19 protein-coding genes are annotated in these 24,007 nt (G+C 65.2%); 8 read left to right on the top strand and 11 right to left on the bottom strand.

The genetic code is table 11. The features are described from left to right. Positions 1 to 45: 45 nt before the first annotated feature. The 6 genes from HU230_RS04285 to HU230_RS04260 form a co-directional block, all read right to left on the bottom strand. Positions 46 to 1,014 (bottom strand): ABC transporter ATP-binding protein, encoded by a 969-nt coding sequence (locus HU230_RS04285; RefSeq protein WP_176532769.1) that lies wholly within the window; start codon positions 1,012 to 1,014, stop codon positions 46 to 48. Next, entirely contained in the window at positions 1,011 to 1,997 is a 987-nt protein-coding gene (locus HU230_RS04280; RefSeq protein WP_176532770.1) for an ABC transporter ATP-binding protein, read from the bottom strand. The genes HU230_RS04285 and HU230_RS04280 overlap by 4 nt, the downstream gene beginning before the upstream one ends. Then, a complete protein-coding gene (locus tag HU230_RS04275) occupies positions 1,994 to 2,863 on the bottom strand; it encodes an ABC transporter permease (protein WP_176532771.1) in 870 nt (289 codons plus the stop codon). Before HU230_RS04275 ends, HU230_RS04280 begins: the two co-directional genes overlap by 4 nt. Beyond that, positions 2,850 to 3,800 carry an ABC transporter permease gene (locus HU230_RS04270; protein ID WP_176532772.1) on the bottom strand — a complete coding sequence of 317 codons (951 nt, stop codon included), beginning with the start codon at positions 3,798 to 3,800 and terminating at the stop codon, positions 2,850 to 2,852. The genes HU230_RS04275 and HU230_RS04270 overlap by 14 nt, the downstream gene beginning before the upstream one ends. A 6-nt stretch (positions 3,801 to 3,806) precedes the next feature. After that, the gene (locus HU230_RS04265; protein ID WP_176532773.1) at positions 3,807 to 5,348 is read right to left on the bottom strand and encodes an ABC transporter substrate-binding protein; all 1,542 of its coding nucleotides are present in this window, start codon (positions 5,346 to 5,348) and stop codon (positions 3,807 to 3,809) included. A gap of 236 nt (positions 5,349 to 5,584) precedes the next feature. Then, positions 5,585 to 6,817 carry a CaiB/BaiF CoA transferase family protein gene (locus HU230_RS04260; RefSeq protein WP_176532774.1) on the bottom strand — a complete coding sequence of 411 codons (1,233 nt, stop codon included), beginning with the start codon at positions 6,815 to 6,817 and terminating at the stop codon, positions 5,585 to 5,587. 155 nt (positions 6,818 to 6,972) lie between these two features. Between HU230_RS04260 and glgA the strand changes: the two genes are divergently transcribed. Both glgA and HU230_RS04250 read left to right on the top strand, forming a co-directional pair. After that, positions 6,973 to 8,400 carry a glycogen synthase GlgA gene (gene glgA / locus HU230_RS04255; protein ID WP_176532775.1) on the top strand — a complete coding sequence of 476 codons (1,428 nt, stop codon included), beginning with the start codon at positions 6,973 to 6,975 and terminating at the stop codon, positions 8,398 to 8,400. Positions 8,401 to 8,582: 182 nt separating this feature from the next. Further along, positions 8,583 to 9,641, top strand: coding sequence for a class I SAM-dependent methyltransferase (locus HU230_RS04250; protein WP_176532776.1), 1,059 nt, complete (start codon positions 8,583 to 8,585; stop codon positions 9,639 to 9,641). An 80-nt stretch (positions 9,642 to 9,721) separates the two neighbouring features. Here the strand turns inward: HU230_RS04250 and HU230_RS04245 are convergent, their stop codons facing one another. The 5 genes from HU230_RS04245 to HU230_RS04225 form a co-directional block, all read right to left on the bottom strand. Further along, positions 9,722 to 11,266: a L,D-transpeptidase gene (locus tag HU230_RS04245; protein WP_224944096.1), complete on the bottom strand. Its 1,545-nt coding sequence runs from the start codon at positions 11,264 to 11,266 to the stop codon at positions 9,722 to 9,724. Positions 11,267 to 11,511: 245 nt separating this feature from the next. Next, on the bottom strand, positions 11,512 to 12,708 hold the full coding sequence (locus tag HU230_RS04240) for an MFS transporter (protein WP_210284277.1): 1,197 nt from the start codon (positions 12,706 to 12,708) through the stop codon (positions 11,512 to 11,514). A 130-nt stretch (positions 12,709 to 12,838) separates the two neighbouring features. Beyond that, positions 12,839 to 13,372: a PRC-barrel domain-containing protein gene (locus HU230_RS04235; protein ID WP_176532779.1), complete on the bottom strand. Its 534-nt coding sequence runs from the start codon at positions 13,370 to 13,372 to the stop codon at positions 12,839 to 12,841. Positions 13,373 to 13,417: 45 nt separating this feature from the next. Beyond that, complete coding sequence (locus HU230_RS04230; RefSeq protein WP_176532780.1) at positions 13,418 to 15,619, bottom strand: amylo-alpha-1,6-glucosidase; 2,202 nt, start codon at positions 15,617 to 15,619, stop codon at positions 13,418 to 13,420. A 96-nt stretch (positions 15,620 to 15,715) separates the two neighbouring features. Beyond that, complete coding sequence (locus HU230_RS04225) at positions 15,716 to 17,479, bottom strand: ABC transporter ATP-binding protein (RefSeq protein ID WP_176532781.1); 1,764 nt, start codon at positions 17,477 to 17,479, stop codon at positions 15,716 to 15,718. Between the two features lie 310 nt (positions 17,480 to 17,789). On the opposite strand from HU230_RS04225, the gene HU230_RS04220 reads away from it, so the two are divergent. The 6 genes from HU230_RS04220 (at position 17,790) to HU230_RS04195 (ending at position 23,742) form a co-directional block, all read left to right on the top strand. Continuing rightward, positions 17,790 to 18,857: a glycosyltransferase family 4 protein gene (locus HU230_RS04220; RefSeq protein ID WP_176532782.1), complete on the top strand. Its 1,068-nt coding sequence runs from the start codon at positions 17,790 to 17,792 to the stop codon at positions 18,855 to 18,857. A gap of 302 nt (positions 18,858 to 19,159) precedes the next feature. Then, the gene (locus tag HU230_RS04215) at positions 19,160 to 20,413 is read left to right on the top strand and encodes an ABC transporter substrate-binding protein (RefSeq protein WP_176532783.1); all 1,254 of its coding nucleotides are present in this window, start codon (positions 19,160 to 19,162) and stop codon (positions 20,411 to 20,413) included. Positions 20,414 to 20,429: 16 nt separating this feature from the next. After that, entirely contained in the window at positions 20,430 to 21,299 is an 870-nt protein-coding gene (locus HU230_RS04210) for a branched-chain amino acid ABC transporter permease (protein ID WP_176532784.1), read from the top strand. Continuing rightward, a complete protein-coding gene (locus tag HU230_RS04205; RefSeq protein WP_176532785.1) occupies positions 21,299 to 22,285 on the top strand; it encodes a branched-chain amino acid ABC transporter permease in 987 nt (328 codons plus the stop codon). The genes HU230_RS04210 and HU230_RS04205 overlap by 1 nt, the downstream gene beginning before the upstream one ends. A 10-nt stretch (positions 22,286 to 22,295) precedes the next feature. Further along, a complete protein-coding gene (locus HU230_RS04200) occupies positions 22,296 to 23,045 on the top strand; it encodes an ABC transporter ATP-binding protein (RefSeq protein WP_176532786.1) in 750 nt (249 codons plus the stop codon). After that, positions 23,038 to 23,742: an ABC transporter ATP-binding protein gene (locus HU230_RS04195; RefSeq protein WP_176532787.1), complete on the top strand. Its 705-nt coding sequence runs from the start codon at positions 23,038 to 23,040 to the stop codon at positions 23,740 to 23,742. Before HU230_RS04200 ends, HU230_RS04195 begins: the two co-directional genes overlap by 8 nt. Positions 23,743 to 24,007 lie beyond the last annotated feature (265 nt).

Here is a 24,007-nt window from a genome sequence, read left to right as displayed (position 1 = left end):
AGCTCGCGCGAATGCCAACGCGTCACTGTTCAGAGGCGTGACTATTCAGATCAGCGGATGATGGCAAGCCGCGAACTGGCCGGGCGCAACCAGACGCAGTTCCGGCACCTCGCGGGCACAACGCGCATCGGCCCGGGGGCAGCGGGTGCGGAAGCGACAGCCCGACGGCGGCGCGATCGGCGACGGCGGCTCGCCGACCGGCACGCTCTGGGTCGGCCGGACATCCGGATCGGGCACCGGAATCGCTTCGATGAGCAGCGCGGTATAAGGATGCGCCGGCTGTGCAAACAGTTGCTCCGATGGACCAACCTCGCAGAGCCGGCCGAGATACATCACCGCGACGCGATCCGAGACCGCCTTTACCACGGCGAGGTCGTGGGCGATGAACAGCAAGGTCAGGCCGTAACGTGCCTTCATCTCCTCCAGCAGATTGAGGATCTGCGCTCGGATCGAGACATCGAGCGCGGACACCGGCTCGTCGCAGATCACGAATTCCGGATTGAGCACCAGCGAGCGGGCGATGCAGATGCGCTGGCATTGTCCGCCGGAGAATTCGTGCGGCAGGCGCCCGCTCACCAGCGCGGGGTCGAGCCCGACCGCCGACAGCGCCTCGCTGACGCGCCGCCGGCGTTCCTCGGGATCCTTGATGCCGGCGATCACCAGCGGCTCGGCGACGATGTCGCCGATCCGCCGCCGCGGATTGAGCGAGGCGATCGGGTCCTGAAAGATCAGCTGCACGCGCCGGCGCATCTTGCGCAGCGCCTCGCCCTTCAGGGTGGTGAGGTCGTGGCCGTCGAACAGCACCTTGCCGGAGACCGCCTGGCGCAATTGCAGCACGGCGCGGCCGAGCGTGGACTTGCCGCAGCCGGATTCGCCGACCAGCCCCAGCGTCTCGCCGTGCGCGATCTCGAGGCTGACATCGGAGACGGCATGGATGGTCTTGCCCCCCACCGAATATTCGACGACGAGGTTTTCCACTTTCATCAGCGGATTGGATACGGCCTGCAACATCATGCGCCACGTCCCGCTGCGATCGGATGGAAGCAGGCATAGAGATGCTCTAACGTCTCCGCCGGACTGAGCTGTGGCTTCTCCGTGCTGCAGCGCCCGGCCGAATAGCGGCAACGCGGTGAGAACGAGCAGCCCTTCAGCGGCCGGGTCGGATCGGGCGGCCGCCCCGAAATCGCCGGTAGCGGCGTATGCGGCGGCACGTCGAGCTTCGGCAATGCGGCAAGCAGCGCCTCGGTGTAGGGCATCCGCATCTGCTTGAACAAGGCCAGAGTCGGCGCGCGCTCGACGACGCGCCCCGCATACATCACCGCGACCTCGTCGGTGCGGCCGGCGACCACGCCGAGGTCATGCGTGATGATGATCATCGCCATATGACGGCGCTGCTGCTCGCGCGCCAGCAGATCCAGGATCTGCGCCTGGATCGTGACGTCGAGCGCGGTGGTCGGCTCGTCCGCGATCAGGAGCTTCGGCTCGCAGGACAGCGCTACCGCGATCGCGACGCGCTGGCGCATGCCGCCGGACAGCTGGTGCGGATATTGCGTCAGCCGCTGCTCGGGCGCGGGAATGCCGACCCCCGTCAGCAGTTCGATGCTGCGCTGCCTGGCCTGGGCCAGATCGAGCTCGAGATGCTCCTGGATGGTCTCGATCAGCTGGGTGCCGATGGTCAGCACCGGATTGAGCGAGGTCATGGGATCCTGGAACACGACGGCGAGCGAGCGGCCGCGTAGCTTGCGCAATTTCTCCGCCGGCAGCTTTGTCAGATCCTGCCCTTCGAACATCACGCGGCCGGACAGCTTGGCCTTCTTGGGTAGCAGTTGCAGGACGGCCCGCGACAGCATGGTCTTGCCGCAGCCGGATTCTCCGACAATGCCGAGCGTCCTGCCGGCGCCGACGGCGAGATCGACATGATCGACCGCCCGCAGATTGCCGCGCGGCGTCGGCAGGTCGACCACCGCGTTCTCGACCGAAAGCAGCGCACCGCTCATAGCGCACCTTGCCTCGGGTCGGTCAGCGCGCGGATGGTGTCGCCGATCAGGTTGAAGGAGAGCACGGTCAGGAACATCGCAATCGCCGGAATGAAGGCGAGCTGCGGCGCCACATCGAGACTTTCGCGCCCCTCCCCGATCATGCTGCCCCAGCTCGAGATCGGCGGCGGCACGCCGAGGCCGAGGAAGGACAGCGAGCCCTCGACCACGATGGTAACGGCGACGCCGAGCAGGAAGAAGGCGAGCAGCGGCAGCATTACGTTGGGCAGCAGCTCGCGCAGCAGGATCCGTGCATGCGTGGCGCCGAGCGCCTGCGCCGCGATGACGAATTCGCGCCGTGCCAGCGTCAACGTCGACGCCCGTGCCACCCGCATGAAGGCCGGAATGCCAAGCACACCGAGGATGCAGGTCAGGTTGAAGATCGACTGGCCGAGAAAGGCGGTGACCGCAAGCGCCAGGATCAGCGGCGGGAATGCCAGCAGCACGTCCATGCCGCCGACCACGAAGGATTCGAAACGACCGCGGAAATAGCCGGCGAGGATGCCGAGCGCGCCGCCGATGGTGACACCGATCATGGGTGCGCAGAGGCCGACGATCAGCGAGATGCGGGCGCCATAGATCAGCCGCGACAATTCATCCCGGCCGAGGCCGTCGGTGCCAAGCCAGTGCTCGGCCGAAACCGGCGCCCGCCGCTCCAGCATGTCCATGTCGGTCGGGCTTGGCAGCGGCAGCAGGTCGGCGAAGATCGCGACCGCGAACACCAGCACCATCCAGCCGATCGCGCACCAGAACAGCATGCCGAGCCCGCGCCTGCGCCGCACCGGCGTCGCTTCGGTCTCGTCGAGGCTGAGCTCAAGCGTGGCCATGGCGGATCCTCGGGTCGAGCACGGCGTAAAGCAAGTCGACGATGAAGTTCATGATCACGAAGCCCGCCGCGACCAGCAGCACCACGCCCTGCAGGATGATGAGGTCGCGGGTATAGATCGCGCCGACCAGGAGACGGCCGATCCCGGGCAAGGCGAAGATCGTCTCGACGATCACGGCGCCGCCGATCAGGCGGCCGATATTGATGCCGGTGATGGTGACGAGCGTCAGCGACGACGGCTTCAGCGCGTGCACGAACAGGATGCGCGACGGCTTCAGGCCCTTGGCCTTGGCGAGCGCGATATAGTCCTCCTGAAGCGCCGCGATCATGTCGGAGCGCAGCACGCGCATGATGCCCGGCCATTCCGCAAGCCCAAGCGTCAGCGCCGGCAGCACCATGAAGCGCAGATTGGCGACCGGGTCCTCGGTGAACGGCACGTAGCCGGTCGCCGGCAGCCAGCGCAGCTCGACCGCAAACAAATAGATCAGCAGGATCGCGGACAGGAAGGTCGGCACCGACAGCAGTCCGAAGGCCGAGCCGGTCATGAAGCGGTCGAACGCGCCGCCGGCCTTGGCGGCGCAGGCGATCGCCAGCGGCACGCCGATCGCAAGCCCGATCAGCTCGGCGAAGATCATCAGCTCGAACGAGACCGGCACGCGCTCGCTGACCGCCTGCCACACGGTCTGCCCGGTGCGGAACGACCGTCCGAAATCGCCCTGCAGGATGTGCCACAGCCAGCCGAGATAGCGCAGCCAGATCGGCTGATCGAGCCCCATGTCGTGACGCAGCGCCGCGACATTTTCGGGCGTCGCCTGGTCGCCGAGGATCACATAAGCGAGATCGCCCGGCAGCAGCGACGCGATCACGAAGGTCAGCACCGAGACGGCGATCAGCACCGGCACCAGATAGAGGAGCCTGCGCGCGACGAAGAACAGCATGAAACGCTATTCCTTCCAGGCGTAGGAGACGTCGAGCACCCCGTTGAACATCTTCGGCACGCCCTTCACCTTCGCGCTCGAGATCGCGTAGTAGGTGTTCTGGAAGGTCCAGAACCAGATCGCCTCCTTGTTGATGAGGCGGCTGATCGCGCAATAATCTTCGGTGCGCTTGTCGACGTCAGCGGTCGAGCGCGCGTGCTCGAGCAGCCGGTCGAGCTCCGGATCGGAGTAGTTTGCCAGCGCGACCGGGCTGCCGGTATGGAAATTGGCGTACATCTGCGGATCGGGATCGGCGAGGTCGACGATGCGCCAGGGCGTCAGCTGGAACTGGCGCATGAAGGCACGCGGCACGATGGTGGCCTGATCGACCTGCTCGATCTCCATGTTGGCGCCGATCCGCTTCCAGAATTGTTGCAACACCTGACCGCCGGTGCGACCACGCGGCGTCGCAGTGACCAGCATCTTGAACTCGACCGACTTGCCGTAGTCCTTGATCAACGCCTTGGCCTTCTCGACATCGTAGGGCAACGCGCCGTCATCCTTGCACTTCACCCAGGAGCCATCGCCATAGGGATTGCTGGCCGGCCGCGCCAGACCATTGGTGATCGCCTGCGACATCTTCTGGCGGTCGAGCGCCATCACCAGTGCCTGGCGCACGCGCACGTCGTCGAAAGGTGGGACCTTGGTGTTGAAGGCGGCGACTGCGGCCCCCGAGCCTTGATAGGTATGCACGGTCAGACTCGCGTCCTTGCGCGCCTTGATAATGTTGTCGGCGTCGGCCTCGTCGTCCCAGATGATGTCGGCCTCGCCGGATTGCAGCGAGGCGAAACGCGATTGCGCGTCGGGCAGCGGCTTCAGGATGATGCGATCGAGATAGGGCTTGCCCTTGTCCCAATAGTCCGGGTTCTTCTCCAGCACCATGCGATCGCCGGCGTTCCAGGATTTCAGGATGTAGGGACCGGTACCGACCGGGTTGCGATTGTAATCGTCGCCCTTCGTCTTCCACGCGGTCGGCGACTGCATCACATTGTTGGAACTCTGGATCGATTGCGTCGCCGGGAAGTTCACCGCCGGGTCGCTGAAATTGTAGCGCACCGTCAGGTCATCGACGACGTCCACGCTCTTGATGCTGGTAATGTAGAACGCGCAGCGGCACTTGTTGGCCGGATCCTTCTGGCGGTCGAAATTCTCCTTCACCGCCTGCGCATTGAACGGCGTGCCGTCGTGGAATTTAACGCCGGGCCGCAGCTTGATGGTCCAGGTCTTGAAGTCCTCGGAATGCTCCCAGGACAGCGCGAGCTTCGGCTTCGGCTCGCCCTTCTCGTCGAGCGTCATCAACGTGTCGAAGATCGAGGCTGCCGCAGTGTTGGCCGATGTATCGTAGACGCCGACCTTGAGCGGGTCGAAGCCCGGAATGTCCAGCTCCTGGCCGACGGTGAGCGTACCGCCCTGCTTCTGCGCATCGGCCGGTGCAGCGAACGCCGCTGCACCTAATCCCGCCACAAGAAATATGCGCGCAACTGCGCGCGCGCGCCCGGCCAGCTTCATCGATGCTCCCTCCCGAATGGGCGACGTCCGGTGTTCCGGATCGTCGTACGTTGGGAGGCAGCTTGTCCGGAATCGCCGCGCGCGACAAGACCGTAAAACGGATGAAAAGCCGCAGGCAGATCACGATGCGATCACGTGGACCCGCATCATGATCTCGTCTAGCTGTTTGAGCACGATCCTTCGGGAAACCGGCATCCCCTTTGCGCCAACGCGGCCCTCCGGGTCCGGATCATGCTCTAGCTGCGCGCCGTCTTTGCCGGTTGCGATGCGAAGCCAGCGATCTGATCGTCGGAGAGCCCGATCTCCTTCAGATAGGACAGTGTGTGCTCGCCGAGCGTCGACATCCGCTTGCGCGCGCCGACCGCAGCGCCGGACATCCGGAACGGCAGATTGAGCACCTTGAAGCTGCCACCGCCGTCCTCGACCTCGGCCAGTGCACCGCGATGGGCGATTTGCGGATCGGCGAGCGCCTCGCGCACGGTGCGATAGGCGGACGACGGCACGCCATATTCATTGAGCGCGGCAAGACAGGCCTGCGTGCTGACCGCGCGCGACCACGCCTCGACGCCCTCCATCAGATCCGCCCAATTCTCCCGCCGATCGGAATATTTGGCGAAGCGCGGATCGGACACCCATTCGGGCCGGCCGATCACCTGCATCAGGTTCTGGAACGTCTTCTCGCTGGCGATCGCCACCATCACGTAGCCGTCGGTGGTTTCGATCGGGCCGAACATCGGCCGCTGGGTTTGCTTCACCTCGAATTGCGACCACTGCAACTCGTTCAGGGTCAGGCTCAGCATCGATTCCAGCATCGAGACGTCGATATGCTGGCCCTTGCCGCTGGCACCGCGCTGATAGAGCGCCGCCGAGATCGCGCCGAAAGCGTAGACCCCGGTCAACACGTCGGCGTGATAGATGCCGCAATAATCCGGCCGGCTGCGGCCCGGTTGGTAGGCGAGATGCGCCATCTCGTAACCTGAAGCGGCATGGATCACCGGCGCATAGGCCGGCAATTCCGCCGACGGGCCGGTCTGGCCGTAGCCGGAGATCGAGCAGAAGATCAGCTTCGGATTGATGTCGCGGATCGAGGCATAGTCGAGCTTGAGCCGCCGCATCACGCCGGGGCGGAAATTCTCCACCAGCACGTCGGCGGTCGCGATCAGCCGGCGCACGGCTTCGACGCCGGCCGGCGACTTCAGGTCGAGCACGAGGCTGTTCTTGCCGATATTGAGCTGGCCGAACGCCGTCGAGCAATGGTTGCGCACCGGCGGTCGCGTCCGCATCGTCTCGCCCTCGGCGGGTTCGATCTTGATCACCTCCGCGCCCATGTCGGCGAGCATCCGCGTGCAATGAGGTCCGGCGATCGTGGTCGAAAAATCGAGCACGCGAAGGCCGTCAAAGCTCCGTGTCAAATTCCCCTCATCGTCGGCGGCTATTGTCGTTGCCAAGGCTTCCTCCAGCTTCGTCATTGCCGTTGTTCGGCGTCGCGAGACCCTAAAGTGAGCCGCCCTGACAGGAAAGCGTCTCGTCCAGACCGGGACCGCGGGCCGTCTTGCATTTTACTCAAAGGCAGATTGGACCCGATCTTGCATAGCCCTGTCACGGGCTGGAACGAGGGCGCTTGTTGAAGGTCTTATTCGTCACGACCGAGATGGACGATTTCGTCCGCGTGGGCGGGCTCGGTGCCGTTTCCGCTGCACTTCCCCGGGCGCTCCGGTCCTGGAGCGACGTCAGGATCATGCTTCCCGGCTACCGGGATGTGGTCGAACAGTTCACTCATATTGAAATCGTTGGACAATGCGAGGCCCTCGCCGAGATGCCGGCGTGTACGCTCGGGCGCGCATCGACCAAGGACGGCCTGCCGGTCTATGTGCTGTTGTGTCCGCAGCTCTACGACCGGCCGGGCAATCCCTATGGCGACGAGTCTGGCCGCGACTGGCCCGACAACGACATCCGCTTCGGCCGCTTTGCCTCCGCCGCTGCCGAACTTGCAGCCGGAACGCTGGACAAGAATTGGGCAGCGGACCTCGTTCACGCCAACGACTGGCAGGCCGCGCTCACACCCGCCTACCTCGCATGGCGCGAGGCACGGATTCCGTCGATCCTGACCATCCACAATCTCGCCTATCAGGGCCTGTTTCCGAAGGACTCGCTGCGGCGGATCGGCGCACCGGAAAGCTCATTCCACATCGACGGGCTGGAGTTCTACGAGAAGCTGTCCTTCCTCAAAGGCGGCCTCGTCTACGCCTCGCATCTGACCACGGTCAGCGCGACCTATGCGAGGGAGATCACGACCGCGGAGCTCGGCTGCGGGCTGGAGGGCCTGCTGCGCGTGCGCTCCGACGCCGACCAGCTGACCGGCATCCTGAACGGCATCGACGAGAGCTGGGACCCGCGCCACTGCGCGCAGCTCGCGCAGCCGTTCGGCGCCGGCGACTGGAAGGGCAAGCAGGCCAACGCCGACTATGTCCGCCGGCAATTCGGGCTTGCGGTCTCGCGTGGACCGATCTTCGGCCTGGTTGCACGGCTGGTGCATCAGAAGGGCGTCGACCTCGTGCTGTCGGCCGCCGACCAGATCATCCGGGACGGCGGACAGATCGTCGTCACCGGCAGCGGCGAGCCCACGATCGAGGACGCACTTGTGGCCGCGCATCGGCGCCGGCCCGACGCCATCGGCGTAATCATCGGCTTCAACGACGCGCAGGCGCGCCGGATCTTCGCCGGCAGCGATTTCACCCTGATGCCGTCGCGCTTCGAGCCCTGCGGCCTCAGCCAGATGTATGCGCAGCGCTTCGGCTCGCTGCCGATCGGCCACCAGACCGGCGGGCTTGCGGAGACCATCGCCGACGGCGAGACCGGCTTCCTGTTCTCGCAGCCATCGGCGGAATCCTTCCTCGGCGGCGTCAGGCGCGCCTTCGACGCCTATCGCGCCAAGGATCGCCTCAACGCCATGCGCGCCAGCGCGATGGCCAAGTCCTACAGCTGGGACCTGTCGGCCGCCTGCTACGGCGCACTCTACAAGAAGCTGATCATGCCGCGGGCGGTGGCGTAGGCCGCCTGCCTCGCAGGTTTGAGAGGTCGGGCCGCTCCGGCGTCCCAAGTAACAATCGGGTCATTTCAGCGAACCTTTCATGCGATCGAGTCGCCCCATGGCTACCTGCCCGGACGACGGCGCATATGTGTCATTGCCACTGACGGACTTTTGGCAAAACCCGATCGCGATGGAGGAACATCATGGACGTCAACGAGGAGCGTCTTAATTCATTCATGGGAAAGATGATTGGCGATGTCGGCGCGGCGATGAACGCCTCGCTGATGCTGCTGGGCGACAAGCTCGGGCTCTACAAGGCTCTCGCACAGCAAGGGCCGATGAATGCGGCGGCGCTGGCGAAGGCAACAGGGACAGCCGGACGTTACGTTCAGGAGTGGCTCTCCGCGCAGGCGGCTTCCGGTTACGTCGAGTACGACAGCGCAACCGGAAAATTCTCGATGCTGCCCGAGCAGGCGCTTGCGCTCGCCGACGAGGAGAGCCCGGTCTTCCTCGGCGCCGTGGGAAGCCTTGTCGGCGCGACATTTCTCGACGAGCCGAAAATTACCGACGCGTTCAAGACCGGCAAGGGCATCGGATGGAACAAGCGCAGCGAGTGCCTGTTCTGCGGCACGGCCCGGTTCTTCCGCACCAGCTACAAGCACTATCTGGTGCAGGAATGGCTACCGGCGCTCGAGGGCGTCGTCGACAAGCTGACGAAGGGTGCGGTTGTCGCTGACGTCGGCTGCGGCCACGGCGTGTCGACCCGGTTGATGGCGGAGGCGTTTCCGAAATCAACCTTCTACGGCTTCGACTATCATGACGGCTCGATCCAGGCGGCGCGGATGGCTGCGAAGGAGGCGGGATTGTCGGACCGCGTTCATTTCCAGACGCATTCGGCCAAGGACTTCCCGGCCAACAAGTATGACCTGGTGTGCTTCTTCGATTGCCTGCACGACATGGGCGACCCGGTCGGCGCGCTCAAGCACACCCGCTCCACCCTCGCCGACGACGGCACCTGCCTGCTGATCGAGCCGTTCGCCAACGACCGGCTGGAGGACAACCTCAATCCGATCGGGCGCGTCTACTACGCAGCGTCGACGATGATCTGCACGCCGGCATCGCTGGACCAGGAGGTCGGGCTTGCACTCGGCGCGCAGGCCGGCGAGACCCGGCTGCGCGAGGTGGCGCGCCAGGGTGGCTTCTCACGCTTCCGCCGCGCGGCGGAAACGCCGTTCAACCTGATCCTGGAAGCTCGCCCGTAACGGCGTTCACGCGATCGGACGGCGGTGTCACGCCGCCGTCCGACGCTCAAAGTGCTGTCTGATCCCGCGGCAGCGTCCTGCTACCAATCCTGTTGCGATTGCCAGTAGTACTGGCCGCCGCGCCGGCGCGGATTGGCGGATTGAGGATTGCCATAATACGGGGAGCCGTACTGGGTCGGTGCCTGAGGATTGCCGTATTGGGGATAGCCGTACTGGGTGCCAGACTGAGGATTCCAGCTGCGCTGAGAGAAGAAGCCGAAACCGTCCCCGTCCCCGCTCGCAACCATGTCGTCGGTTTCCATCGGCCTGGTCGGCTTGCGTGTGATGAAACCGCCCTGGGGCTGGTTGCTCAGCACGGCAACGAACTCGGTGCGGTAGTTGGTCTCGGCGCTCAGCGGCTCGTCCGAGATGATGATCGATGAGCGCGGCACGGCGGTCGGCGCGATGCGATCCAGCACATCCTGCGGGATGGTGACGCGGTCGAGCGCGTCCTTGGCGTTGTCACCGTCGTCGATCGTCACCTCGGTCCAGCGCAGGCCGGTATCGTTACGCGCCATCGCCGTGAAGATATGCGTGCCGATCGGCTGATCCGGATCGCGAATCGTGACGGGAACCTCGATGCTTGAATCGAACACCTCGCCGCCGTCAGCCCATGGCTTATGGGTGTTGCGCCGGACGTAAAGCTTCTGCGTCGCGCGGCTGATGTAGACAGAGACCGGCTCGAGCGCGAGCTTCGCTTCTGTCGCTGCCTTCTGGGTATCGACCTTCTTGGTCTCGGCCGCCTTGGCGACGTCCTTCGCAGCTGCCGCGGCGTCGAGCTTCGGCTTGGCGTCACCCTGGGCCGCCTCGAACTGCGTCGTCGCTTCCGCGGCCTTGGCGGTGGCCTTCTGCTTCAAATCCTCGGCGCGCGCCTTGGCCTGGTCGGTCTTGGCATTGGCGAGCGTCTTGTCGGCGAATGCGAGCTCGGCGTCGGCACGGGTCTTGGCCTTTTCCAGCTTGCGCAATGATGCCGGCGTGAACAGTGCAGCTTCCTTGGTCGCGGCCACGGAAGCCTTCTTGGCCTCGTCGGCCAGCTTGGCCGCATCCGCAGCTTCGCGGGACAGCGTCTCGGCACGCGCCGGAGCAGCCGCGATGGCCTGGGCGTTCGGCACGAACAGCGCCGGATGGGTGAAATCGACCGGCGCCGGGTCGTTCGGCGCGATGATCACCCGCATCCCGATTCGCGTCCTGTCGAACAGCTTCTCGGCGAAGTCGTAGGGCATCCGCACGCAGCCGTGCGAGGCCGCATAGCCGGGCAGCGGGCCGCCATGCAGCGCGATGCCGTTCCAGGTGATGCGCTGCATGTTCGGCATCCAGGCATCGTCATAAAGGGTCGAATGGTGGTCCTTGTCCTTCTCGATCAGCGCGAAGACGCCGGCCGGCGTCTCGCGTCCCTTGACGCCGCTCGACACCGGCGCGCGGTAGATCCAGCCGTCGGCGTCGTAGAAGGTCACCTTCTGGGCTTTGATCGACACGATCGCCATGATCGGCTCGCCCGCGGCGCGCGGCGCGGTCGCCTCGACCGTCGCCGCAGGGCGCTGCTGCTTTGCCGCAGCGCCGCCGGTCAATGACGCAAGTGTGACTATCGCCGCGAAAGTCACAAAGGCGGGAGGCCCCCAACGCCGCATTGCTCGGGTGATTTGCGCCGTCGTCGTTCGATTTTCCATGCCATTCCTCGGTCGAAATGCCTGCCCGCGCTGCGTCGACCCCTACCAGATCACGATTTTGGATTGATTAATCCACGGGACTATCGGCTCGTTCCGCCAGCAAATCACTCATATATGACGGCGCATGCATGAGGAAGGGCGCCGCGGGGCCAAACCTGCCTGCGTCATGCCCTCCGCCGCGTCTCCGGCATCACCAGCCAGATCACGAACAGCCCTAGCGCGGCGACGCCGGCCAGGCCCATGAAGGCGGTGCTGCTGCCGAGCTTGTCGCTGACATAGCCGGCGAGCACCGTGCTGAGCGACGCGCCGATGCCGACCGCGGTTCCGACGATGCCCTGCGCCAGGTTGAAATGGCCGCTGCCGAACGCCACGTCGGCCACGATCAGCGGCACCATGACGCTGAAGATCGCCGCGGTGATGCCGTCGAAGATCTGCACCATGACCAGCAGATAGGGATCCCGCACCGTTGCGAACAACAGGCCGCGGATCACCAGCGAGGCGAAGGCGATCAGGAGCAGCGGCCGCCGGCCCCAGGCCTGGGCCTTGCGGCCGACCGACGGCGAGCACAGCGCGACGATCGCCTGCGGCACGATGATGCAGGCGGCGATCAGGACCGGCGCCCATTGGCTCGACCGTGTAGTGACGACGCCCGCCATCAGCGGCAGCATCGCGGCATTGGCGAGCTGGAACAGCATCATCGCGCCGGCAAAGATCAAGAGCGACCGCTGTCGCACCAGACCGACGATACTGGTCGCTCGTTTGTCGGGAATCTCGCGTTTCACCTCGCCGTGGGCCTGCGCGATGTCGATCTCGCGCTCGCGGATCCGCGCCAGCGACAGCAACGTCGGGATCGCGAGCAAGAAGGTCACGAGAAACACCGAACGGCTCGACAAGAAATAGCCGCAGGCGCCCATCAGCGCCGCGGCCGAGCCGCTGCCGAGCGAAGCGAAGCGTGCATTGCGGCCGAGCCGCTCGCCGATCGCGAGCGGCCCAACCAGGCCGAGGCTGATCGCGGCGATCGCCGGACCCAGTACGCAGCTTGCGAGCGCGTGCAGTGTGGCGGCGAGCGTCACCACCGGAAAGATCGGCCAGAGCGCGTAGGCCAGCGCGGCGGCGCCGATGGCGGCCACCGCCCAGCCGGCGACGACCCGCTCCGAGCGAGCCGCATCGACGATCGCGCCGCCGGGCACCTGGCCCAGCAGGCCGATAATGCCGCCGATCGAGAGCACGAAGCCGATCTCGACCTGGGTCCATTTCTGCGTCGTCAGATAGACCGCGATGAATGGGCCGAAGCCGGTTTGCACGTCGGCCAGGAAGAAGATGAACCAGTCGAGCCCGCGCTGGCTTTCGCGCGACGGCATGCGCGGTTCCTCGGGACTGGGCTGACCGGGAACAAGCGGCACAATATTGGTGTCGCCGGCTGATCGCCCGCCACGATCGTCGCCAACCGTCTCGAAAGCAGAGTCCGGGCGCGCGACCAGCTTTAGCCCCCTAATGTTCGTAATCCCATGGATGAAGACTGCCGGCCGCGCCAAGCACGATCAACGGCGTATCTTCCTTGTATTCAGGCGCAGCGCTCACCTGCTGCTTGTTCAGGTCCAGCGTGATGCTGTCGCTCTTGCTGGAAACGCCGGCGAAGTGCAGTGCGTTCCAATCGACCACGATCTTGCGGCTGCCGACGCCCAGAAAGCCGCCGAAATCGATCACCGCGGCGCGGACCTTGCCGTCGCGGTCGACGATGACGTCGACAATGCGGCCCATGTCCTCATTGGCGGAACCGCGAACGTCGCGCCCGAGAATGCCGTGCGCATCGCGCGCACCGATCACGGTCACCGAAGGCGGCGGCGACGGCTCCTTGGAGGGTTCTTTGGCCTGCTCCTTCGGTGCAGCGGCTGCTGGCGGCGCAGGAGTTGCTGGCGGCGCCTGAATTGCTGGCGGCGCCTGGGCTTCGTCGTCGGCGGCGCGAACACCCGCGCATGTCAGCAGCACCGCTCCAACCAGCATCACCATGGTCCTCGGACGCATATACCTCTCCCCACGATTTCGCGCGCGCGTGCCGTGCGACGACGCTCAATGCGTCAGCACGATCGACACCTGGATCTGGCCGCGTGTGCGTAACACTTCGAGCGACACCTCGCCGTCGTGTCGCCGCAGCCGCAAATCGACGCTGGACGCGCCGAGCCTGAGGTCGCGCAGCACCACGTCGTTGAGGAATTCCGGCAGCCGCGGATCGCGCAAGCGGATCTCGCCGCGCCCGATGTCGAACTCCAACCCAAGCGCGGCCTCCAGCAGCGTGAACGGCGTCGCGCTCGCCCAGGCCTGCGGTGCGCAGGCCACCGGATAAAGCACCGGGCCGCGCCGGCGCTCGCGGCGGAAGCCGCAGAAAAGTTCGGGCAGCCGCCGCAGCTCCATATAGCTCGCGGCATCGAACAGGCCCTTGAACAGATGCGCGACCGAATGCTTCAGGCCGTAGCGGGCAAATCCGAGTGCGATCAGCGCATTGTCATGCGGCCAGATCGAGCCGTCGTGATAGGACATCGGGTTGTAGCGCGCCTCGCCCACGGCGACGGTGCGGATGCCCCAGCCCGAGAAGAATCTCTGGCTCATCAGGTCGGCGGCAACCCGTCGCGCGCGGTCTTCGCGCACCATGCCGGAAAACAAGGTCTGTCCGGCATTCGACGTGCGCACCTTGCACGGCCGCTTGGCGCCGTCGAGCGCGAGCGCATAGGTGCCGAGCTCCTCGCACCAGAACGCCGCCTCGAACCGCTCGCGCAGCCGCTCGGTCTCGGCTTCCAGCCGCGACGCCTTGTCCGCGAAGCCGAGCTTGCGCGCCGCACGGGCGGCAAGCTGCTTGCCGGCGAACACATAGCCTTGCACCTCAGCCAGCGCGATATTGCCTTCGGCAAGCGTGCCGTCGGCGTGGAAGATGGCGTCGAAGGAGTCCTTCCAGCCCTGGTTCCGCAGCCCCTCCTCAGTGGCGCGCTGATACTCGATGAAGCCGTCGCGATCGGGATCGCCCGGACCGTCGATCCATTGCAACCCCGCCTCCACCGCCGGCCACAACTCGCGCAACGTCTCCAAATCGCCGGTGCGCTCCAGATAGAGCCCGGCGAGCAGCACGAACAGCGGCGTCGAATCGACGCTGCCGTAGTAATGCGCGAACGGCACCTCGCGCAGCGCGGCCATCTCGCCGCCGCGCATCTCGTGCAGGATCTTGCCCGGCGCGGCATCGGACAGCGGATCGACCGCCTTGGCCTGGAACAGCGCGAGCCGCTTCAACACGCCCTTGGCGATCCGCGGATCGACCCACAGCATTTGCAGCGCGGTGATTAGCCCGTCGCGGCCGAATGTCGTCGAATACCAGGGAATGCCGGCATAGGGGTAACGGCCCTGCGGCGTCTCCGTCATCAGCATGTTGAGATCGGCCATCGCCTGGCACAGCACCTCGTTGAAGATGTTGTTCGACGTCTCGATGCTGGCCGCGCCGGCCGTCGAATTTCGCATCTCCCGGCGATGCGCCAGGAGCCCGCGGAAGAACGGCACCGGCTTCTGCATGATCGGCTTGTTGCAAGACACCGCCACGAACAGCGACGTGACCCGGCCGGGCTCGAGGTCGAAATGATAGGTTGCGGCGTTGACCGACAGCCGGGTCGGCCGCGGGTCGAAATGCAGCGCGGTGATCCGCGTCTGCTCGTCGAGGCCGCAATATTCCAGCACGACGTCGGTCGGGCCGAGCAGCTTGCTCGAGCCGATGCCACGCCGCGGCCGCCGCTCGCCGCGCACCTCGAACAGGTCGGCAAAATCATTGTCGAACAGCAGCGTCAGATCGAAGCTCGCGATGTGTTCGCCGTGGTTCTGCAGGCCGATGCGCTGATAGGCGGTACCGCGCCATAGGAAGATCGAGCGCACGATGTGCAGCGTGTCCTTCTGCAAGGTCAGACGGCCGTCGCGATAGACGTCGGAATTGGTGAGATCGACCGTCAGCGCCGAATTGTCGTCGCGCATGTTGGAGCCGAGCAGCAGCGGCTGCACGTCCTCCAGCACCATTTCCAGCCGCGCGAGGTAGCGCGTATCGGCGTTGAACAGGCCATCCGGCCCGCCGGCCGAGGCGCCGATATCGCCATGGCTGTCGAGCACGATGAAGGTGTCGTCATGCTTGAGCGAGCGCCGCGGCCGCGCCGCGGGCCCGGTCATCGGAATGTAGAACGGCGATTCGGCGACGTGCTCAGTGATGCGAGCAGTGATGATCTGCGTGACGACGTCAGCTGCCATCTGAACCTCTGGCGACTTTGCTTGGCCCGACTCTTGGCCCGTATCTCGGCTCGAACGAACGCACCGGAACGCAACAACGCGCTTGATGACGCGGGGTCAGGCCGCGCTGGTGGAGAGGCGGCCCATCTCGCGCGCGACCAGGTCGCGGTAGGGACCCCTTCCCTTCACGAGGATATCGGGCGGACCGTCCTCGACGATCCGGCCGCCTTGCAGCACGAGCACGCGGTCGAAGCTGCGCAGCGTCGCGAGACGGTGCGCGATCGCCACCACCGTACGCCCGCGCATCAGTCGCGACAACGCCTCGCGGATCGCCTCCTCGGAGTCCGCATCGAGCGCCGCGGTGGCCTCGTCGAGCAGCAGGATCGGCGCGTCCTTCAGGAAGGCGCGCGCGATCGCGATCCGCTGGCGCTGGCCGCCGGAGACCTTGACGCCGCGGTCGCCGACGATGGTGTTCATGCCCTCGGGCAGGCCTTCGATGAAGTCGCAGCGCGCCGCGATCGCCGCCCGCCGCACCTCGTCGTCGGTGGCGTCCGGCCGGCCGTAACGGATGTTCTCCAGGATCGACCGGTGGAACAGCGAGATATCCTGCGGCACCACCGAGATCGCGGCGCGCAGGCTCTGCTGGGTGACGCGCGAGATGTCCTGGCCGTCGACCGTGATGTTGCCCTGCTCGACGTCGTAGAAGCGCTGCAGAAGGGTAAACAGTGTTGACTTGCCGCCGCCGGACTGGCCGACCAAGCCGACCCGCTGGCCGGGCTGGATGCGCAGGCTGAAACGCTCGAACACCTGCAGGCCGCCGGGATAGCGGAACGAGACATTGTTGAAGGCGATCGCCGCGCCGCTCTTCACCAGCACCTCGGCTTCCGGATGGTCCTTCAGCTCGTGCGGCTGCAACAGCGTCGCCAGCGCCTCGGTCAGGCGGGCGACATGCTGGGTGACGTCGACCAGCGCAACGGCGAGATCGCGGGTGGCGCTGAGGATCGAGATGCCGAGCGTGCAGACCAGCACGACGTCGCCGGTGGTCGCGGCGCCCTGCTGCCAGAGATTGAGAGCCCAGGCCAGCATCGCGATCGTCAGAATGACGGTCACGGCAGCGTGAACGAGACGAAGCTTTTCGAGATAGCGCAAGGAACGGCCGCGCGCCACGAGTTCCCGATTGACGGTCGCATCGAAGCGGTCGTGCTCGTAGCCGAGGCCACAGAACGCGCGCACCAGCGGCAGGTTGTTGATGACGTCGACCATTTCGCCGTCCACGGCCGCCGCTCTGTTGGCGAAATCGTCATGCAGCGGTCTGCCGGCGGCCGCCATGCGGAACATGGCCACGACCATGGTTCCCGCAATCAGGATCAGCACTGCTGACATTGTCACGCTGACGGTTCCAACCAGGGTGATCGCCGCGAAGGTGGCGATGCAAGGCGGCAACACATTCCATACGAACATGTTCTCGACGGTGTAGACCGCGTTCGACGTCGCCGTAATCCGGCTGGTCAGCATGCCCGGCAGCCGGTCCGTGAAATAGCTCGGCGCGTGGCCGGTGAGATGGCGGAACATATCGCGGCGAAGATCGCCGCTGACGCTGACGAAGGTGTAGCTCGCGGTCCAACTCGCGATCCGCCACAGGAAGTTGTCGGCTGCGATCAGCGACATGAGCAGAGCGAATGCCAGCCATACGCCATTCGCGGCCAACGGCCCTGCCGACAATGCGTCGACCAGATTCTTCACGCCGTATTGCGTGCCTACCGAACAGGCAACCGCCGCGACGACGGCCGATAAGATGACGACATGCGAAGGAAGCCGCCGACGCAGATAGCGCAGCACGAAGGGGAACGGGCGATGCGCATAGCCTGACAGATGGTCCATGACGTCCTGCAAAAGCTGTTGAAGGTGAACGAGAAAACATTAGTCGAAGCTCTCGTGCACGATGACGTGAAGGGCGGCGGTGGGATTCCTTGATGCAGCCATCACTGCGCGGCAATTTTGCAACGCTGGCGTCGGCAAAAACGTGTTGGAGCGAGATGGCATCAGCAAGACCACAGTGTGATGGAAGAAAGAAGCGGCAGATCTCCCACACCTAAGGAACCTCGCACGTGCGAGAACGTTCCCGTCCTTGGCATGTCGGTGCCATCAGAGGGCTGAGGGTTCATCCACATCGCAAACAGGAGACGGATAAATGCGCATCGCGCAGGTTGCCCCGCTGACAGAGGCTGTTCCCCCCAAGCTCTACGGCGGCACCGAACGGGTCGTGCACTGGCTGACCGAAGAACTTGTAACACTTGGACATGACGTGACGTTGTTCGCCAGCGGCGACTCACAGACCTCCGCGAAGCTCGATGCGACCTGGCCGAAGGCACTGCGGCTCGACGGTTCCGTCCGCGACCCCAATGCGCTGCACATGGTGATGCTGGAGCGTGTGCGGCAGAAAGCCGACGATGACGAATTCGACTTCCTGCATTTCCATCTCGACTACTATCCGTGGTCGGCGTTCTCGCGGCAGCCGACGCCCTTCGTGACCACGCTGCACGGACGGCTCGACCTGCCGGAGCACCAGCCCGTTTTCAACACCTTCTCCAAGATCCCGGTGATCTCGATCTCCAATGCGCAGCGGCGGCCGGTACCGCAGGCGCACTGGGTGCGCACCATCCATCACGGCCTGCCGGAGAATTTGCTGACGCCGCAACCGGCCAAGCAATCCTATCTCGCCGTGCTCGGGCGCATCGCGCCGGAGAAAGGCGTCGATCGCGCGATCAAGATCGCAACCCGCTGCGGCATTCCGCTGAAGATCGCAGCCAAGGTCGATCGCGCCGACCAGGAGTATTACGACGAGTTGATCAAGCCGCTGATCACCAACAACCCGTTGATCGAGTTCATCGGCGAGATCAGCGACCGCGAGAAGCCGGATTTTCTCAGCGGCGCGATCGGGCTCTTGGTTCCAATCGACTGGCCGGAGCCGTTCGGCCTCGTGATGATCGAAGCGATGGCCTGCGGCACGCCCGTCATCGCCTATAACCGCGGCTCGGTGCCCGAGATCATCGAGGATGGCCTGACCGGATTCATCGTCGAGGACGAGATCAGCGCGATCTCCTCGGTCGGCCGGCTTTCGACGCTCAACCGCGAAGCTATCCGCAAGCAGTTCGAGACCCGCTTCACCGCGCGCCGCATGGCGCTCGACTATCTCGCCGCCTATCGCAGCCTGATGGAAGCCAAGCCGCGCTTCAAGCTGGTGGCGAGCGCGGAATAGCCGTTGCAGCGGCCGATCGAATGATCCGGCGGGCCGGCCGGCACCCCCTGTGCCGGTCCGGCGGGCCATTCGATTGTCAATAATACCGCCGCATCCGGCGGCAACTCCCACGCAGCGAACGGCTCACATGCGCGCGTCGCGCGATTGCTGCGACGCACCAGTCGCAACGCGTTTCCCCCGTGGCCTCGGCCGATATTGCCTTTGCGATTGCCGAATTACGTGCTCTTATGCGCCCCGCTTGAGCAAAAAAAATAAGCGCGCGGACGGAGCAACCGTGCCGCCCGTCGCACAGGGGGAACGCCATGACAGGGGACAGCAAGCCGTCGACCATTAATAATGCCGCACCGACCAAGGCCTCACGGACAAAGCTGACCCGCCGCAAGTTCCTGGTCAAAACCGGCGGCGTGCTCGCGGCTGGCGCATTCGGCGCCGTCCCGCTGCGCGGCTGGGCCGCCGACCCGATCAATATCGGCGCGCTCTATCCGAGCACCGGCAGCATGGCGCAGATCGGCGTCGGCTGCGTCGCAGCAGCCAAGCTCGCGGTCGACATGGTCAATGAAGCCGGCGGCATCAAGTCGCTCGGCGGCGCCAAGCTCAACCTCATCGCGTCCGACGTGCAGAGCGACACCACGGTGACGCGCACCGAGACGGACCGGCTCATCACCGGCAACAAGCTGTCGGCGATCCATGGCTGCTACGCCAGCGCGCTGACCTTGATCGCAAGCGAAGTCTGCGAGCGCGCCCGGGTTCCGATCATCACCGGATCGAGCTCCGACCAGCTCAACAAGGGACGCACCTACACCTTCACGCCGTTCGCGCGCGCCTCGCAATTCGCCAAGGCGCAGCTGCAGATGGCCAAGCTGGTCAGCGAGCAGGCCAAGGTCGCCGTCATCTTCGAGAACACCGCATTCGGCACCTCGACCTCGAACGGGCTGAAGGAGCTGGCGCCCGGCGAAGGTGTCGAGATCGTGATGTTCGAGCCCTACTCGGCCGGCTTCACCGATGCGAGCCCGCTGATCAACAAGGTCAAGGCCTCCGGCGCCAACACGCTGTTCTCGCTGTCCTATCTCAACGACCTCATCCTGATCGTGCGCACCGTGAAGCAGGTCGGGCTCGACATCGCGATCAATGGCGGCTCGGGCGGCTTCGTGATGCCGGACTTCTACAAGAATGTCGGCAAGGCCGCCGAGGGCCTGCAGGGCGTCGCGCACTGGAACCACGACGTCAACGAGGATGCGCAGAAGGTCAACGCCGAATTCAAGAAGCGCACCGGCGAGTTCGCCTTCGAATATGCCGGCGGCCTGGTCGCGCAGACCTTCATGCTGGCCGACGCGCTGGAGCGCGCCGCCTCCGCCGATCCGAAGAAGGTGCGCGAGGCGCTCTCGACGCTCGACGTCTCCTCGGGTTACGCGGCGATGGCGCCCGGCGGCAAGGTGAAGTTCGGCCCCGACGGCAAGAACGTCTATGGCCGTCCGGTCGGCGTGCAGTGGCAGAACGCCGATCTCGCCAGCATCTTCCCCAAGGAAGACGCCCGCGCCCCGCTGATGAAGACCTGAACCGCGGTCGCATCGCATGTGGGAGACACTGGCCCAGGCTGTCATCAACGGCCTGCTCATCGGCGGTATCTACGCGCTGGTCAGCATCGGCGTCACGCTGATCTTCGGCGTGGTCAAGATCGTCAACTTCGCCCAGGGCGAGTTCGTGATGATCGGGATGTATATCTCGTTCTTCCTCGCCACCCAGTTCGGCATCGATCCGCTGGCCTCGCTGGTCGCCTCGATGCCGGTGCTGTTCCTTGCCGGCGTCCTAATCCAGCATTTCCTGATCCGCAGGGTGCTCGGGCCAAACGACATGCCGCAGATCTTCCTGACCTTTGCGCTGTCGCTGCTGCTGCTCAATCTCTCGCTGATGCTGTTCAGCGCCAACTACCGCACCGTCCATACCTCCTATTCGGATGAAGCGTGGCACATCGGCGGGCTGTACATTCCCGTGGCGAAACTGATCGCCTTTGTGGTCGCGATGGCACTCAGCGGGCTGCTCTGGGTGTTCCTGCACACCACCGATCTCGGCCGCGCTATGCGCGCGGCGTCGCAGAACCGCGACGTCGCGATGCTGATGGGGATCAATCCGAACCGCGTGTTCGCGGTCGCGTTCGGCACCGCGCTGGCGCTCGCCGGTGCCGCCGGCTCGCTCTTGATGCCGTTCTATTCGGCCTATCCGTTCGTCGGCCAGGTGTTCGTGCTGATGGCGTTCGTCGCGGTCGTGATGGGTACGCTCGGCAATGTGATGGGCGCGCTGGTCGCGAGCCTGATGATGGGCGTGGCAGAATCGCTCGGCATCCAGTTCGTCGGCGCGGACTCTGGCCTGATCGTGGTGTTCGCGCTGCTGCTGCTGACGCTTGCCTTCAGGCCGAGCGGCCTCGGCGCCAGGAGGGGCCGCTGATGCAGACCTCCGGCAACATGAAATGGCTGTGGCTCGCGATCGGGGCCGTCGTCATGCTCGCCCTGCCCCAGCTCGTCACCTCGTCGTTCGCGATCGACATCTTCATCCGCATCCTGCTGTTCTCCTTCATCGGCGTCGCCTGGAACCTGATGGGCGGTTATGCCAAGCAGCTGTCGCTCGGGCACGCCGCCTATTTCGGGCTCGGCGCCTACACCTCGACCATCATGCAGGTGAACTACGGCATCTCGCCCTGGATCGGGATGATCGCGGGCGGCGTGGTCGCGATGCTGGCGAGCCTGCCGATCGGCTGGCTCTGCTTCCGCCTGCGCGGCCCCTATTTCACCATCGCCACCATCGCGACCGCCCAGGTGCTGATGCTAATCTTCCTCAAATTCCGCGATTTCGCCTGGGGTGCCGAAGGCACCACGATCCCGAATCTTGGCAGCGCGCCGCTGATGATGCAGTTCGAGGAGAAGTCCTCGTACTACTACGTCGTGCTGGGCTTGCTCGTGGTCGGCCTGTGGATCACCCACCAAATCGAGAAATCCTGGATCGGCTACTACCTCGTCGCGATCGGCGAGGATGAGGACGCGGCTGAGGCGGTCGGCGTCAACGCACCGAAGGTCAAGCGCGACATCTACATGATCAGCGCGCTCCTGACCGCGCTCGCCGGAACCTTCTACACCCAGTACATCTACTTCATCGATCCGGCGACCGCGTTCAGCTTCAGCGTCTCGATCGAGGCCGCGCTGGTCTCGATCGTCGGCGGCATCGGCACATTGTGGGGGCCCGTGATCGGCACCGTGCTGCTGGAGACCACTTCCGCGCTGCTGCAAAGCTGGCTCGGCAGCTCGGTCGGCGGCATCCAGCTCACGGTCTACAGCCTGATCCTGATGGCGGTGATCCTGTGGCGGCCGACCGGGCTGATCGGGTTTGCGACCGACATCTACCACCGCACCATCCGGCGCAAGCCGGCACGCGCCTGAGGTCGTTGCGATGGCAGAAGCACTGGTCGTCAAGGGTCTCAGCAAGCGCTTCGGCGGCCTGCGCGCGGTGCAGGACGTCAGCTTCACGGTGCAGGAGAACGAGACGGTTGCGCTGATCGGGCCGAACGGCGCGGGCAAGACCACGAGCTTTCATTTGATCACGGGATTTCACCGCCCGGACTCCGGCTCGGTGCTCGCCTTCGGTCACGAGGTCGTGGGCTTGCGGCCGCATGACGTCTGCGCGCTCGGCCTTGCCCGCACCTTCCAGGTGGCGAAGCCGTTTGGCGCGATGACGGTGCTCGCCAACGTGATGACCGGCGCGTTCCTGCGCGACCGCCATGTCGCCGCCGCGCGCAACAAGGCGCTGGAGGCGATCGAATTCGTCGGCCTCGGCGCCAGGGAGCAGACGCCGGCCAAGGACCTCACCACCATCGACCAGCGCCGGCTGGAGATGGCCCGCGCGCTGGCGACGCAACCGAGAATCCTGCTGCTCGACGAGGTGATGGCCGGGCTCAACCCGGCCGAAATCGACCAGGCGGTGACGCTGGTGAAAAAACTCTCTGCCAGCGGCCTGACCATCGTGATCGTCGAGCATGTCATGCGCGCGATCATGGCGGTGGCCCGTCACATCGTGGTGCTCGACCACGGCCAGAAGATCGCCGAGGGTACGCCAAAGGAGATCGTGGAGAATCCGGAAGTGATCCGCGCCTATCTCGGCTCCTACGTGCATCCGCCGGCGCAGGGAGACGCCCATGCTTGAGCTCTCCCGCGTCAGCGCCAGCTACGGCTCGGTCCCCGCCATCACCGACGTCAGCATCTCCATTGGCGAAGGCGAAGCCGTCGGCCTGCTGGGGGCCAACGGCGCCGGCAAGAGCACGACGCTGCGCGCCGTCTCCGGCCTCGTCAAACTGTTCGCAGGCAAGGTCACTTTCGACGGCGTCGACCTCGCCACGCTGCCGCCCTACCGGATTCCCGAGCTCGGCATCGCGCACGTCCCGGAAGGCCGCCAGGTATTTCCGGAAATGACCGTGCAGGAAAATCTCGAGATCGGCGCCTACACGCCGAAGGCCAAGGCGGATCGCACGCGTACGATGGAGCTCGTCTACAGCATCTTTCCGCGGCTCGCCGACCGCAGGAAGCAGCTCGCCGGCACCATGAGCGGCGGCGAGCAGCAGATGGTCGCGGTCGGCCGCGGCCTGATGCTGAAGCCGCGCCTGTTGATGCTGGACGAGCCTTCGCTGGGCCTGGCGCCTGTCATGACCGACGTCACCTTCGAGAAGATCGCCGAGATCCACAAGATGGGCACCGCGATCCTCCTGGTGGAGCAGAATGTCAGCCGCGCTCTGTCGCTGGTGCAGCGCGCCTATGTGCTGGAAAGCGGCAACGTGATCATGCAGGGCTCGAGCGCCGAACTCGCCAACAATAACCAAGTGCAGGCGGCGTATCTCGGGATTTGAGATAGCGATCGAGGCGCCCGCTCCCCTCATTGCGAGCGGAGCGAAGCAATCCATCTTCTCCCAAGCGAGGAAAGGATTGCTTCGTCGCTACGCTCCTCGCCATGACGCCTTGCCACATTTGTCTACCCGTCATCCCCGCGCAAAGGCTTCGCCTTTGTCGCTTGAGGTGCGAGCGGAGCGAGCCTCGAAGGATGCACGGCCACCAGCCGGGCCGTCGACCCTTCGAGACGCGCTACGCGCTCCTCAGGGTGACGGTGGCGGAGTT

The organism is Bradyrhizobium quebecense (assembly GCF_013373795.3).
In the GTDB taxonomy this organism is placed as follows: domain Bacteria; phylum Pseudomonadota; class Alphaproteobacteria; order Rhizobiales; family Xanthobacteraceae; genus Bradyrhizobium; species Bradyrhizobium quebecense.
This window is presented reverse-complemented; position numbering and strand designations above follow the sequence as displayed.

Coding starts and splice junctions, on each gene's coding strand:
- HU230_RS04285 (WP_176532769.1), bottom strand. CDS start 1,014: ATGATGTTGCAGGCCGTATCCAATCCGCTGATGAAAGTGGAAAACCTC.
- HU230_RS04280 (WP_176532770.1), bottom strand. CDS start 1,997: ATGAGCGGTGCGCTGCTTTCGGTCGAGAACGCGGTGGTCGACCTGCCG.
- HU230_RS04275 (WP_176532771.1), bottom strand. CDS start 2,863: ATGGCCACGCTTGAGCTCAGCCTCGACGAGACCGAAGCGACGCCGGTG.
- HU230_RS04270 (WP_176532772.1), bottom strand. CDS start 3,800: ATGCTGTTCTTCGTCGCGCGCAGGCTCCTCTATCTGGTGCCGGTGCTG.
- HU230_RS04265 (WP_176532773.1), bottom strand. CDS start 5,348: ATGAAGCTGGCCGGGCGCGCGCGCGCAGTTGCGCGCATATTTCTTGTG.
- HU230_RS04260 (WP_176532774.1), bottom strand. CDS start 6,817: ATGACGAAGCTGGAGGAAGCCTTGGCAACGACAATAGCCGCCGACGAT.
- HU230_RS04250 (WP_176532776.1), top strand. CDS start 8,583: ATGGACGTCAACGAGGAGCGTCTTAATTCATTCATGGGAAAGATGATT.
- HU230_RS04240 (WP_210284277.1), bottom strand. CDS start 12,708: ATGCCGTCGCGCGAAAGCCAGCGCGGGCTCGACTGGTTCATCTTCTTC.
- HU230_RS04235 (WP_176532779.1), bottom strand. CDS start 13,372: ATGCGTCCGAGGACCATGGTGATGCTGGTTGGAGCGGTGCTGCTGACA.
- HU230_RS04230 (WP_176532780.1), bottom strand. CDS start 15,619: ATGGCAGCTGACGTCGTCACGCAGATCATCACTGCTCGCATCACTGAG.
- HU230_RS04225 (WP_176532781.1), bottom strand. CDS start 17,479: ATGGACCATCTGTCAGGCTATGCGCATCGCCCGTTCCCCTTCGTGCTG.
- HU230_RS04220 (WP_176532782.1), top strand. CDS start 17,790: ATGCGCATCGCGCAGGTTGCCCCGCTGACAGAGGCTGTTCCCCCCAAG.
- HU230_RS04215 (WP_176532783.1), top strand. CDS start 19,160: ATGACAGGGGACAGCAAGCCGTCGACCATTAATAATGCCGCACCGACC.
- HU230_RS04210 (WP_176532784.1), top strand. CDS start 20,430: ATGTGGGAGACACTGGCCCAGGCTGTCATCAACGGCCTGCTCATCGGC.
- HU230_RS04205 (WP_176532785.1), top strand. CDS start 21,299: ATGCAGACCTCCGGCAACATGAAATGGCTGTGGCTCGCGATCGGGGCC.
- HU230_RS04200 (WP_176532786.1), top strand. CDS start 22,296: ATGGCAGAAGCACTGGTCGTCAAGGGTCTCAGCAAGCGCTTCGGCGGC.
- HU230_RS04195 (WP_176532787.1), top strand. CDS start 23,038: ATGCTTGAGCTCTCCCGCGTCAGCGCCAGCTACGGCTCGGTCCCCGCC.